Annotated in this window: 11 protein-coding genes; 2 read left to right on the forward strand and 9 right to left on the reverse strand. The window is 73.2% G+C overall.

What is annotated here, in order from left to right:
• The first annotated feature begins 95 nt into the window (after positions 1 to 95).
• Both VT52_RS38445 and VT52_RS17230 read left to right on the forward strand, forming a co-directional pair.
• Positions 96 to 530, forward strand: a complete 435-nt coding sequence (locus tag VT52_RS38445; RefSeq protein WP_046427083.1) for a hypothetical protein — start codon at positions 96 to 98, stop codon at positions 528 to 530.
• Positions 531 to 709: 179 nt separating this feature from the next.
• Positions 710 to 3,037 (forward strand): FdhF/YdeP family oxidoreductase, encoded by a 2,328-nt coding sequence (locus VT52_RS17230; protein WP_046427081.1) that lies wholly within the window; start codon positions 710 to 712, stop codon positions 3,035 to 3,037.
• On the opposite strand, the gene VT52_RS17235 is transcribed toward VT52_RS17230, so the two are convergent.
• The 9 genes from VT52_RS17235 to VT52_RS17275 all read right to left on the reverse strand — a co-directional run bounded on the left by VT52_RS17235 (position 3,021) and on the right by VT52_RS17275 (position 12,415).
• The gene (locus tag VT52_RS17235) at positions 3,021 to 4,847 is read right to left on the reverse strand and encodes an FUSC family protein (protein WP_079175090.1); all 1,827 of its coding nucleotides are present in this window, start codon (positions 4,845 to 4,847) and stop codon (positions 3,021 to 3,023) included. The genes VT52_RS17230 and VT52_RS17235 overlap by 17 nt on opposite strands.
• 112 nt (positions 4,848 to 4,959) lie before the next feature.
• A complete protein-coding gene (locus VT52_RS17240) occupies positions 4,960 to 5,856 on the reverse strand; it encodes a DUF389 domain-containing protein (RefSeq protein ID WP_240509782.1) in 897 nt (298 codons plus the stop codon).
• 316 nt (positions 5,857 to 6,172) lie between these two features.
• Positions 6,173 to 7,408, reverse strand: a complete 1,236-nt coding sequence (locus tag VT52_RS17245; protein ID WP_046427076.1) for a cytochrome P450 family protein — start codon at positions 7,406 to 7,408, stop codon at positions 6,173 to 6,175.
• Positions 7,405 to 8,679, reverse strand: coding sequence for a cytochrome P450 family protein (locus tag VT52_RS17250; protein WP_046427074.1), 1,275 nt, complete (start codon positions 8,677 to 8,679; stop codon positions 7,405 to 7,407). Before VT52_RS17250 ends, VT52_RS17245 begins: the two co-directional genes overlap by 4 nt.
• Positions 8,676 to 9,341, reverse strand: coding sequence for a GTP-binding protein (locus VT52_RS17255; protein ID WP_046427071.1), 666 nt, complete (start codon positions 9,339 to 9,341; stop codon positions 8,676 to 8,678). The genes VT52_RS17250 and VT52_RS17255 overlap by 4 nt, the downstream gene beginning before the upstream one ends.
• A complete protein-coding gene (locus VT52_RS17260) occupies positions 9,316 to 9,675 on the reverse strand; it encodes a DUF742 domain-containing protein (protein WP_046427070.1) in 360 nt (119 codons plus the stop codon). The genes VT52_RS17255 and VT52_RS17260 overlap by 26 nt, the downstream gene beginning before the upstream one ends.
• On the reverse strand, positions 9,672 to 10,094 hold the full coding sequence (locus VT52_RS17265; protein ID WP_046427068.1) for a roadblock/LC7 domain-containing protein: 423 nt from the start codon (positions 10,092 to 10,094) through the stop codon (positions 9,672 to 9,674). The genes VT52_RS17260 and VT52_RS17265 overlap by 4 nt, the downstream gene beginning before the upstream one ends.
• Positions 10,091 to 11,572: an ATP-binding protein gene (locus VT52_RS17270; RefSeq protein ID WP_046427066.1), complete on the reverse strand. Its 1,482-nt coding sequence runs from the start codon at positions 11,570 to 11,572 to the stop codon at positions 10,091 to 10,093. Before VT52_RS17270 ends, VT52_RS17265 begins: the two co-directional genes overlap by 4 nt.
• 342 nt (positions 11,573 to 11,914) lie before the next feature.
• Entirely contained in the window at positions 11,915 to 12,415 is a 501-nt protein-coding gene (locus VT52_RS17275) for a flavin reductase family protein (RefSeq protein WP_046427064.1), read from the reverse strand.
• Between the last annotated feature and the right edge of the window lie 13 nt (positions 12,416 to 12,428).

Raw genomic sequence — 12,428 nt, forward strand, 5'->3', positions numbered from 1 at the left:
CGAGTCCGCCGTCCCGCCTCACAGGCAGCCCGGTCGAACGCCATGCCGGGCCGAGACGGTCACCGCAAACATGGCGTGGAACATCGGAGAGTGCCATGTTCGTCATTCTCGGCCTCGTCATCCTCGTGGCCGCGGTGATCATCGGCGTGGCCGGTGTGTTCGGCAACACGGGCGGCGGGCACCAGCTCGCCTATCAGAGCTTCACGGTGTTCGGCTATCACGTCACCGGTTCCACGGGCGCGCTGTTCCTGTCCGGCATCGTCGTCGGGGCGGCCGCGGTCATCGGTCTGGGCCTGTTGCTGGCCGGCTACGGCCGCACCGCGCGGCGCGGCCGTGCCGCACGTCGCCGGCTCGACGAGTCCCGGCGCAGGACGGAAGCCATCAGCAAGGACCGCGACGATCTGATCGTCCAGCGGGCGGCCGACGCGGACGGGAGCGACCAGCCCCCCGCCGGTGCTCCCGGGAGTACCGGGAGCACCGGGAGTCACCGGCGATGGCGGCTGTTCGGGCACCGTCCGGCCCACCGGTGACACCGGCCCGGCGTCCTGCGGCCACGGGCCGGGCCCCCGGCCGGATCCCGGCCGGTCACCGGCGGAAACGGCCGTTCGGGACGGCCGCCGCGGGGCCCCCTCCGCCGGGTGGCATGCCCTGATCGGCCGACATAGCCTGCCGGGGAGCGCCGTTCCACTCGTTGGTCCCCGAAGGCCGGATGGGGTTGAGAGCCGTGAGCACCGACCGTGACACGCAGGAACCGCGGGAGCCGGAGGCAGGTCCCGCGGCGTCGGGGGCTCCGGAGTTCCGCCCCTACCATCACCCCGCCGCGGGCTGGGGCGCGGCCAAGAGCGTGACCAAGGTCCTGATGCGCGAGCAGGCGCTGGTCGACGGGCCTCGGGCCATCATGCGGATGAACCACGAGAACTCCGGCTTCGACTGCCCCGGATGCGCGTGGCCGGACGACCTCAAGGGCCTGAAGCTGGACATCTGCGAGAACGGGATCAAGCACGTCACCTGGGAGATGACACCCAAGCGTGTCGGGCGTGAGTTCTTCGCCGCCCACTCCGTTTCCGAGCTGGCCGAATGGAGCGATTTCGCGCTGGAGGACCAGGGCCGGCTGACCGAGCCCATGGTGTACGACCCCGGCACGGACCACTACGTCCCGATCACCTGGAAGGACGCGTTCGAGCTGTTCGGCCGGGTCGTACGCGGGCTGGACGACCCGAACCGGGCCTCTTACTACACCTCGGGAAGGCTCGGCAACGAGGCGACGTTCCTCTACCAGTTGATGGCGCGCGAGCTGGGCACGAACAACCTGCCCGACTGTTCCAACATGTGCCACGAGGCCAGTGGCCGCGCGCTCCAGGCGGCCCTGGGCACCGGCAAGGGCACCGCCGACCTCAGGGACTGGGAGACCGCGGACGCGCTGTTCATCATGGGGGTCAACGCCGCCTCCAACGCGCCGCGGATGCTCACCGCGCTGGCCGAGGCCTACCGGCGCGGCGCCCAGATCGTGCACGTCAACCCGCTGGTCGAGGCGGCCGCCACCCGCACCATCGTCCCGCACGACTTCGTGGACATGGCGCTCTTCAAGACGACCCGCACCAGCACCCTGAACCTCCAGCCGCGCATCGGCGGCGACATGGCGCTCCTGCGCGGCATGGCCAAGGCGGTCCTGGAGCAGTCCAGAACCGATCCCAGGGCGCTGGACCGGGAGTTCATCGACCGCCACACCACGGGCTTCGCCGAGTACCGGGCGCTGTGCGAGAACACCTCCTGGGCGGAGCTGGAACGGCAGTCCGGGCTCAGCCGGGCGGACATCGTCAAGGCGGCACGGGTGTACTGCGACGCCGACCGCAGCATCATCAGCTGGTGCCTGGGCGTCAGCCAGCACGAGCACGGGGTCGACACGGTCCGCGAGATCGTCAACCTGCTTCTGCTGCGCGGCAACCTGGGCCGCGAGGGAGCGGGCCCCTCCCCCGTGCGTGGCCACAGCAACGTCCAGGGGAACCGCACCTGCGGCATCGACCACCGGCCCGCCCCGGAGTTCCTGGACCGCCTCGCCGCGGTCTGCGGGATCGACCCGCCGCGTGCGCACGGTCTGGACACCGTGGGCACCATCAAGGCGATGCATCGCGGCGAGGTGAGGGTGTTCGTCGGCATGGGCGGCAACTTCGCCCTCGCGGCGCCCGACACGCCGTACACGTACGCGGCGTTGCGCAAGTGCGAACTCACCGTCCAGGTGAGTACCAAACTGAACCGGAGCCATCTCGTCCACGGACGCCAGGCCCTCATCCTGCCGTGTCTCGGCCGCACCGAGAAGGACCAGCAGCGCCGGGGCCTCCAGAGCACGTCCGTCGAGGACTCGATGAGCATGGTCCACCTGTCCGTCGGGATGAAGCGCCCCGCCTCGCGGCACCTGCTCTCCGAACCGGCCGTCATCGCCGGCCTGGCGCGCGCCGCACTGCCCGCCAGTTCCACGCCGTGGGAGTGGTACGTCGAGGACTACGACCGTATCCGCGACACCATGGCCCAGGTACTCGACGGCTTCGAGGACTTCAACCGCCGGGTGCGTCTCCCTCTCGGTTTCCGCATCAAGCAGCCCGCCCGCGAGCTGGTCTTCCACACGCCGAGCGGCAAGGCCGAGATCTCCGCGGCACCGCTGCCCGACGTCGTCCCGGCCCCCGGCGGGCTGGTGCTGGGCACCATGCGCTCGCACGACCAGTGGAACACCACGATCTACTCGGACGACGACCGCTACCGGGGCGTCAAGAACCTGCGCACGCTCGTGTTCATGAACGCGGACGACATGCGTGAGCGCGGCGTCGAAGAGTTCGGCCGGGTGGACATCACCGCGACCGCCCGGGACGGCAGCACCCGCTCCCTCGACGGCTATCTCGCGATCCCGTACGAGATCCCGCGCGGCTGCGCGGCCGGGTACATGCCGGAGATGAACGTCCTGATCGCGATCGGCGACTACAGCACCCAGAGCGACCAGCCGCTCATGAAGCACATCGACGTCACGATCACGGCCGCGCCCTGAGCCGCTCCAGCATCCGGTACGCGCGCTGTTCCACGGCGGTGAGCTCGACGGGGTCGATCTCCGCCGGCCACAGCTCGCCGGCCGCGGCGTCGTCGGCCGCGCGCAGCTCCACCACGGCGGCGGCCAGCCGCGTCTGGAGGACCGGGAGCGCCGAGTCCGGGCCCTCGGCCAGGGCGCGTTCGGCGTGCTCGGCCGCCCGCACGCACCCGGCCATGGCCCGCTCCGCCCGGACCGCGGCACGGTCGTGGACCACCAGGAGCGCGCAGGCCAGCCCCACGGTGATCCCCAGCAGGCTGCCCACCGCGCGCTCCAGCACGAGTGACCCGGCCGGTTGCGGGGCGGCCAGGTCGGCGAGCAGCAGCGCCAGCGGGGTGAGGAAGACGACGCCGAGGCCGTAGTTGCGGGCCACGACGTACTCCAGCAGGAACTCCAGTACGACGATCACCAGGACCAGGGTCGTGGCGTCCGGGCCCGCGGCCAGCACGCCGAGGGCGAGCGCCAGTCCGGCGATCGTCCCCACCGTGCGCTGGACGGCGCGTTGCGCGACCGTGCGGACGTTGACGGAGTGGAGCACCGCGGCGGCGGAGATCGCCGCCCAGTAGCCGTGCCCGAGGCCCAGGAAGAGCGCGAGGGCACCCGCGAGCCCGGTGCCCAGGGCCATGCGCAGCGCGGGTACCAGCAGGACGGAAGCGTGAGCGGGGTGCCCCGTCAGCAGCTCGGCGGCCCGGCCGACGGCGGGTCCCCCGGAGCCCCCGGGGGACCCGGCCGGGCCTTCGGCGCGGGCCGCGGCCGGCGCCGGCGGGAACAGCAGCTCGGGCAGCACGGCGGGGACCGGCCGGCGCAGGTCCACGAGCGGTACGACCTGACGGCGCAGGTGCCGGGCCACTTCCATGGGGTCGCCGGGCGGCCGGCGGGCGGTGTCGATCAGCAGGGACCAGGAGAGGTCCGTCAGCCGCACACAGACACTGCCGGGGGCATCGCGTCCCGCGCCGGTGGGCGGCATGAGACCGAGCGACTCGTACGCCTCCAGTACGGCGCCGGTGGCCCGGCTCCGTACGAGCCCGCTCACGCCCCGGGCTCCGATCACCCCGCCCGCGCCACCGTCGTCCACAACGCCGCCCGCCTCCCCCGCGCTCGTCACCTCACCCGCGCCGCTCGTCTCCTCCCCGCCGGTCACACCCCCGGTTCCCGCCGACTGGGCCGCGTGCCCCTCCCCTGTCGTCTCCAGCAGCTCCGCGACCGCCCGCAGCGCCGCGGCCACGGCGAGGCGTTGCGGGCGGTCCGGATGCACGAGCCGGCCGGAGACGGCCACCGCCCAGACCACGGCCGCCCCCGCGGCGGCCAGGGCGGTTCGGGGAAGGACGTCCGTGAAGGCGGTCGGAGCGGCGTTGGCCGCGACGGCGAACGCGAAGAGCAGCAGTACCGCACCCAGCCCGCCCAGCCGGGTGGCGTCGCAGGCGAACTTGGCCAGGCCCGCCACCAGGGCCGTCGCCGCGACCACCACGGCGGCGCCCGCCGTCCCCTCCCACGGCTGGACCCACGCCGCCAGCGCCGCGCCACAGCCCACGCAGGCCGTCATGGCCGCCCCGGCCACCGCGAGGACCCGGGCACGCCGCGCGTAGGGCAGGTTCTGTCCGAAGGTGGTGCTGAAGGAACCCAGGATCGTGTAGACGGCGTCGTCGGGCCGCCCGAGCAGCAGCAGCGCCAGGACGGGCAGTGCCGTGGCGACGGCGGCCTGCGCGGCGTGGGTGAACGCCCCGTCCACCGTGCGCAGGGCGAGGGCGCCGCGCGGGGAGAGCACGCGCGCCATGCCCACCGGACGCCGGCGGCCACGCCCCGCCGCCTTCGGGCGGGAAGAGCGGGAGGGGCGGGAGGGACGCATACGGCCCATGGTCGACGACACCGCCCGCTTCTGCCGCCGCTCAGGTCCGCCTCCGGTCCGCCACGCCCCTGTGCGGGACGATGTGCCGCTGCCGCCATTGCAGGGTGAGCGCCCCGGCGACGGTGACACCGGCGAAGTTGACGAGGAGCTGGCCGAGCGCCTCCCCGCAGCGCACCCAGTCACCCGCCACCGCGGCGACCACGGCGAATCCGGCGGCGGGCACGGTGGTGATGGAGATGAAGACGCCGACCAGCGCACCGGTCTTCTCCGAGGTGAGCGCCATCATGCCCGCGGAACCGGCGAGCAGCGCGACGATGGCGGAGAACGGGCCGACCTGGTAGATGAAGGACACCGCCCGCAGGCCGGCCAGCTCGCCGGGGTCGAACAGGCCGCCGAGGCGGGCGAGCCAGGTCAGGGCGGCGGTGATCAGCATCGCGACCGGGAAGCCGACGCCGATGGCGAGCCCGGCGCGGGCCACGAGATCGCGCCGACCGCCCACGACGCCGACCGCGAGCGCGGCCAGGGGTCCGAAATCGGGGCTCACCACCATCGCGCCCACCAGGGTGATCGCCGAGTCGTTGAGCACGCCGACCGCGCTCAGCAGACAGGCGATGGTCAGGAACCAGAGGAAGCTGACGTTGAGCCGGCTCTCCTCCCCGGTGGTGGCGACCAGCTCGTCCCAGACGACGCCGCTGCCGCCCGCGCCGGCCGCGGCCCGCTCGGCCACCTCCGCGGAGTCCGAGAGCATGGTGTGGATCGGCCGCAGGCTTACCTCGCCGCGGTGGTGCACACCCAGTCGCGTCAGCCGGCACAGGACGTCCTCGGCGACCTCTCGCGCGACGACGGCCTCGATGACGTCGCCCAGCGGGCGCCGGCCGGCGCCTTCGGTGATCGTGAGGTGGGCGATGCCCGGCTCCTCCGTGAGCAGACGCGTCACGGCGGCACTGTCCTCGAATTCACAGACCACCCTGAGATGCATCACCCTGCCAGTATCCGGATAAATTCCCCCACGGCCGGGATCAGGGCGCCGTATCGCGCGGAGAGCGCCGTGGTCGACGGCGACACCGTGCCGAGGGCGTGTCAGGAGCCGCAGCGGCGGCCGGTGCGGACGCGGGCTTCGGCGAGGCCGCCGCGCTCGACCAGCTGGTGGACCACAGGCTCGGCGCGTGGCCGCGCCGCCGACTCACGTCCGGCACCGGCGTCCCGGACGGTCCGGTGGGGCGCGGCGCTCCCCCACCGGATCCGCAGGTGCGTCAGCCGTCCAGTCGTACCGGGACCGTCTGCCAGCCGTAGGCGATGAAGGACGGGACCTGCTTCAGCTCACCGGCCGTGAAGGCGGGGGCCAGGCGGGGGAAGCGGTCGAAGAGGGCGGACAGGGCGGTGCGGGCCTCCATACGGGCCAGTGGGGCGCCGATGCAGCGGTGCACGCCGATACCGAAGGAGAGGTGGTCGTCGGCGGCGCGCGCGGCGTCGAACGCCTCGGCGGTCTCCCCGTAGTGCGCGGGGTCCGAGCCGGCCGCGCCGAAGGTGGTGAGGATCGCGTCGCCCGCGGGGATGGTGACGCCGTCCACGGTGACGTCGCTGACCGCGAACCGCAGCGGCAGGGAGGCGATGGAGGGCCGCACGCGCAGCACCTCGTCGATGACCTGGTCCCAGTCGAGTTCCCCGGAGCGCACCGCGGCGAGCTGCTCGGGGTGGGTCAGCAGCTCGACCACCGCGTTGGCGATCAGGTTCACCGTCGTCTCGAACCCGGCGCCGATCACCAGCAGCAGGGTGAACACCAGCTCCTCGGCGCTGAGCCGGTCGCCCTCCTCGTCGCGGACCCGGATCAGCTCGGTGGTGAGGTCGTCACCCGGGTTCTCGGCGCGGTACGCGATCTGCGCGGGGATCACCGTGCCGATCTGCTGCTGTACAGACGCCGCGTGCTCGGGGCTCTGGTCGGTGGTGTCCATGATCGCCGCGACCAGGTCGCCGACGCCCTGCCGGAGGTGGTCGGGCACGCCGAACAGCTCGCAGATGATCTGCATCGGCAGCGGCTGCGCGAACGCCTCCTTGAGATCGACGACGGCCCCGCCCGCCCCCGACTCCGCCATCCGGTCCAGGAGTCGCGCCGCGACGGAGTCGACCCGGCCGCGCAGCGCCTCGGTGCGCCGGGCGGTGAAGCCGGGCGCGACCAGGCGGCGCAGCCGGGTGTGGTCGGCGCCGTAGGTGGAGAGCATGTTGACCACGCCGATCCAGCCCAGCACCCAGCCCCACTCCGGGTGTTCACCGACCTCGGGCCACAGCCGCCAGTGCTTGCGCGGGTCCTTGCTGACCTGGGGGTCGAGGATCAGGGTGCGCAGGGTGTCGTAACCGGTGGGCGCCCAGGCCGGGATCCCGCCGGGCAGTTCCACCGGGACGACCGGTCCCAGGCCGCGCAGCCGCGCGCTCTCCGCGACGATGTCGGACCCGAACGGGTCGATGGGCACGCGGGCGGGCGTAGTGGTCATGCTCGGGCTCCAGTCTGGGAGGGCGCGGGACCGGCCGAGAGGCCGGCGGGACGGTCGGGCGTGCAGGGGGTGAACCGGACCGGCAGCGAGACGAGGGAGCGGTGGAAGGGGCCCGGCCGCCAGGCGAGCCGGTCGCGGGACACGGTGGGCTCCATGTCGGGCAGCCACTGGGTGAGCCGTTCGATGGCCTCCGTGGCGATCAGCAGCCCCTCGTGCTTGACCGGGCAGGTGTGCGGGCCCGCGCCGAACGACAGATGGGAGGCGTCCCGCGGGTGGTGCGCCCCGCCGTGCTCCTCGTCCGCGAACAGCGCGAGCGCCCCGTACGACACGACGACGGGCACCGCGGCCCGGACCCACGCGCCGTGGAAGCTGAGCGACTTGCGGGCGTAGAGGACCCCGTAGTTGGTGAGCGGGGTCTCGTAGCGGAGCACTTCCAGGACCGCGTCCCGCACGGTGCGCGAACCGCTGGTGAGGGTGGAGTAGTACGCCGGGTTGCCGAGGATGCGGGAGAGGGCGTTGCTCACCAGGTTGGTGGACGGCTCGTGGCCCGCTCCGAGGGTGAGGAAGACCTGCCAGGTGACCTCCTCGGTGGTGAGGCCCAGCGGGTGGTCGAGCAGCCGGCTGGTGAGGTCGTCACCGCGCTCGGCCGTCTTGGCGCCGATCAGGTCCATGACGTACCTGCCGTACTCGGCCTCGCCCTGGACGGACGCCTCGCCGCCCTCCATCAGCGCGCCCAGCGCGTCGTTGAGGCGGTCGGCCTCGCCCTCGGGGAAGCCGAAGAGGCTGTTGAAGACCAGCGTCATCAGCGGGCGGGCGAAGTCGTTCACCAGGTCCGCCTCGCCGCGCGGGCCGAACCGGGAGACCAGGATGTGCACGGCGCGCAGCACGCGTTCGCGCAGATCGTGCGGCTCGACCAGGTCGAAGGCCTGGAGCAGGGCGGTGCGGTAGCGGATGTGCTCGGCGCCGTCGGAGAAGAGGGTGTTGGGCCGCCAGCGCATCATGCCGAGGATCGGCAGGTCCTCGGGGACCGTCGCCTGCCAGGGCCGCGGGTCGCGGGACCATGTCGCGTCGTCGTGCAGCATGTCGAGCGCGGCCCGGCGGTCGGTGACGACGTAAGCCGGTACACCCGGCGCGAGTTCGGCCCAGCCGACCGGGCCCTGGGCGCGCAGCGCCTCGTAGTAGCGGCGCGGGTCGACGGCGAACCCGTCCTCCCACAGCCGGACGGGGGTGGAACGGCCGAAGGACTCCGAGGGGGCGGGGTAGGCCGTCATGAGCGCACCTCCCCGGCCACCGCGCGGGCGTTCAGGTCGATCAGGTGCTCCACGAGGGCGAGGAGCGCGTCGACGGAGGAGTTGCGGTCCCGGGCGTCGCACTCCACCAACGGGGTGTCCGGAGCCAGGTCCAGGGACTCCCGCAGCTGTTCCTCGGGATAATGGTGGGAGTCCGGGAAGGTGTTGACGGCGACCGCGTACGTCAGTCCCGACTCCTCGACCAGGCCGAGCACGTCGAAGGAGGCGTCGAGGCGGCGGCTGTCGACGAGGACGAGCGCGCCGAGGGCCCCGTAGGCGATGTCGGCCCACAGCGCGCGGAAGCGCTCCTGCCCGGGAGTGCCGAACAGGTAGAGAACGGTCTCCCCGCCGAGGGTGATCCGGCCGAAGTCGATGGCCACGGTGGTGGTCTTCTTGTCCCGCACGCCGTCGAGGTCGTCGACGGTGGTGGACGCCTGCGTGAGGTGTTCCTCGGTGTGCAGGGGGCGGATCTCGGACACCGAGTCGATCAGGGTGGTCTTGCCGACGCCGAACGGGCCGACGACGACGATCTTCACCAACTCCCGCGCCGCGGCGGGGAGGTGGAGTTCCCCGGCCCGGACACCGGGGTCGGCGACCCGGCTCTCGGCCGGGGCGGGTTCAGAGCTTGAGGGCGCGGAGGCCATCGGCGACTCTCTTCAGCAGATCGTGGTCGGGCTGGGCGGCGGGCGGGACGGGCGGGCGGGCCGTCACCAGCCCCTGGTCGATCAGGGCTGCGGCGAGGACCCTGACGGCGGAGACCGGGAGCCGCAGCAGCGCCGCCGCCTCCACGACGGTCAGGGAGCCGCCCTCCAGCGACTGGAGCAGCGCGTGCTGGGCCGCGGGCAGGTCGCCGAAGACCGGCCCGGCGGTGGAGGTGAGCACCGACAGGCGCTCCAGGCTGTTACGGCTGGGCCGTGCCACCCCCGAGGTGGAGAGGTAGGCGGGCACCAGCGGACGGCCGGACCGGTGGCTCCTCACAGCAAAGCGCCGCCCTCGGCCGCGCGGGGTGCCGCGGCCATCGCCTTCTCGCCGAGCCGTGCCACCTGGGAGTGCACGCGGTGGCCGAGCAGGTCGAGCCGGACCTCGGGGTCGCCGTACGCGGCGACGCAGGTGCCGTGGTCGGTCGGGGCGACCAGGATGTAGCCGTGGTCGGACTCGATCACGACCTGCCTCAGCTGGGCGGCCGGCATGTCCGCGAACGCGGCGGCGGCGGTCCGGCAGGCGCCCTGGACGGTGGAGGTGATCGCGGCGACCCGCTCGGCCGAGTCCTGGGTGAGCGCCTCCGAGAAGCCGGAGATCAGCCCGTCCCTGGTGAGCAGGACGGCGGCCTTCACATGCGGGACTTCGAGGATCGGGTCGAGAACCCACGCCGTGTCACCGGTGTCGCGGTTGGTCATCGGGGAGGGGTCCCTTCGGGTCGAGCTGCATCACGGGCAGCGGCGGTCGCCGACTGCAGGGCGCCGAGGGCCGCTGCGGTCTCCTCGGGCGAGCGGGCGGGGGCGGCGGCCTCGGCCGCGCTCGGACGGATCATCGCCGCCTGGTCCGGCGAGACCTGACGGCGGCGACGGCGGGGCAGTTCGCCGGCGGCGGGCTCGGGCCGGGCGGGGCCGGGGGCCGGCTCGGTGGTGCCGGAGACCGGCTCGGTGGTGCCGGAGACCGGCTCGGTGGTGCCGGAGACCGGCTGGTGCGTGTCCGCTTCCCGCGATCCGCCGGCGACGGGCTGCGGGGCGGGCGCGTGGGTGTGCCCGGCGTGCTCGGCCAGCGGTTCCGGCCTGGGCACCTCCCCGGTGCGGGTGGAGGGCGAGGTGCTCGCGGCGGCGGGGCGCAGCGCCGGGTCGACATGGCTCAGCAGGTGCTTGTCGACCAGCAGGACCGCTCGTACGCCTCCGTACGGGGACGGCGTGGACAGGTCCACCGAGAGGTCGAACTGCCGGGTCAGCTGGCCGATCGCGGCGAGACCCATCCGGGGCGGATCGCCCAGGTCGGAGAACATGATCGGGTCGGTGCCCGCGACGACCCGCTGCGCGGCGGCCCGTTCGTCGGGTGCCATGCCGACACCCGCGTCGTCGACGGTCACGGCGACACCGTTGTGGACGTGTTCGAGGTTGACCACGACCGAGGTGTCCGGGGAGGAGTGCCGCAGCGCGTTGTCGAGGAGTTCGGCGGCGATGATCGCGACGGGTTCCACCGCGTGCGAGACCAGCGCGGTGCCGGGATCGAGGTGGTTGTGGAGCTTGACCCGCCGGTAGCCGGACAGCCGGGCCTGGCCGCCGGTGACGGCGTCGACGAGGTGCGACTCCTCGCGGGCGAGGCCCACCCAGGCCCCGCACACCACCGCGGCGACCTGGGCGCGGCGCAGCGACTGCTCGTTCTCGTGGTCCAGGCTGTAGAGGTCCTGGGCCAGCTCCGGCTCGTCGTAGCGCTGCTGGAGTCCGTGCAGGATGTCCTGGAGGCGGTAGAGACTCGCCTGGATCTCCCGGGTGGTGCCGCGCATGCCGGCGCGGGCGGCGGCGTCGACCCGCTTGCGCTCCTGGAGGACCGCGGTGCGCAGAGCCTCCAGCACCGGCTCGGTCGCGGCGCCCTCGGGACCGACCGGGCCGGGCACCGGTACGTGCGGGTGCGCGGTTCGGGACGCCTCGGCCGGCATCCGCCGGGCGGCGAGGTGCTCCAGCTCCGCGGTGAACGCCTGACGGATGCGCTCGGCCTCCTCGGCGCCGGCCCGCGCGGACCGCTCGGCCTGGTGGCGCAGGCCGGTCATCTCCTGCCGCAGCCGGGCGCGTTCACGTCGGGAGCGCCACAGGCCGCTGCCCAGAGCTAGTGCCGACACCGTCCCGGCGGCCAGGCCTCCGAAGGCCAGCTCCGGTATCTCGATCATGGATGGGGACCTCGGGGATCTCGGATACGTCTGGGCGTCTGACAGGCGGGTGACGGGCGGGTGACGGGCGTCTGGGGAAGGGGCGTCCGTTGAATCAGTTGGCAAACTACACACTGTTCGCCGCCGGTTGCACCTGGCATTTGCCTTACTTCTGCTCCATTTTGACCATTTGACAGTCACTCGCCGCCCGATTCATATCCAGAATGGACTGCGCGAAGCGCCGACCACTCCCCCCGCGCACCCCCTCAAGGGGGGGCGGCGCGGCGGAACCCGCGAGACGGCCGGGCCACGCGGCGCAGGCCCGGCGGACGGCCGGGCCTCCGTGCGAACCGCCGCCACCGGTCAGTGACTTCCCGCCGTGGCCGGCCAGGTGCTGTACGACCCGCGGCAGTACAGCAGCGGCTCCCGGTCGTACGCGTCTCCCCCGTGGACGTCGGCGATCAGCAGCCAGTGGTCCCCGGCGTCCACGGTCTGCACGGTGCGGCACTCGGCGTAGGCGAGCGCGATGTCGGTCAGGACCGGCGCGCCCCCGGCGTGCACGGAGGGTTCCCAGGCCAGGCCCGCGAACTTGTCCGGCCCCTTGCCCGCGAAGGTGCGGGACGCCTCCTGACCGGACTCGGCGAGGAAGTTGACCACGAAGGCGCCCGAGGAGGCCAGCGCCGGGAACGTCTGGGAACTCTTGCCGACCCCGACCAGGAGCCTCGGCGTCGCGGCGGAGACCGAGCAGACCGCGTTGCAGGTGAAGCCGCGCGGCCCGCCCCGCTCGTCCAGCGCCGTGACGATGGCGACGGCCGTGGGGAAGGAGCCGAAGATCTTGCGGAACCGCTCGCTGTCTAGGGACATGTGGATCTCACCA

This window comes from Streptomyces malaysiense (assembly GCF_000980885.2).
GTDB classification, from domain to species: Bacteria; Actinomycetota; Actinomycetes; order Streptomycetales; family Streptomycetaceae; genus Streptomyces; species Streptomyces malaysiense.

Coding starts and splice junctions, on each gene's coding strand:
- VT52_RS17250 (WP_046427074.1), bottom strand. CDS start 8,679: ATGACGGCCTACCCCGCCCCCTCGGAGTCCTTCGGCCGTTCCACCCCC.
- VT52_RS17235 (WP_079175090.1), bottom strand. CDS start 4,847: ATGGCGCGCGTGCTCTCCCCGCGCGGCGCCCTCGCCCTGCGCACGGTG.
- VT52_RS17255 (WP_046427071.1), bottom strand. CDS start 9,341: ATGGCCTCCGCGCCCTCAAGCTCTGAACCCGCCCCGGCCGAGAGCCGG.
- VT52_RS17230 (WP_046427081.1), top strand. CDS start 710: ATGGGGTTGAGAGCCGTGAGCACCGACCGTGACACGCAGGAACCGCGG.
- VT52_RS17265 (WP_046427068.1), bottom strand. CDS start 10,094: ATGACCAACCGCGACACCGGTGACACGGCGTGGGTTCTCGACCCGATC.
- VT52_RS38445 (WP_046427083.1), top strand. CDS start 96: ATGTTCGTCATTCTCGGCCTCGTCATCCTCGTGGCCGCGGTGATCATC.
- VT52_RS17275 (WP_046427064.1), bottom strand. CDS start 12,415: ATGTCCCTAGACAGCGAGCGGTTCCGCAAGATCTTCGGCTCCTTCCCC.
- VT52_RS17245 (WP_046427076.1), bottom strand. CDS start 7,408: ATGACCACTACGCCCGCCCGCGTGCCCATCGACCCGTTCGGGTCCGAC.
- VT52_RS17270 (WP_046427066.1), bottom strand. CDS start 11,572: ATGATCGAGATACCGGAGCTGGCCTTCGGAGGCCTGGCCGCCGGGACG.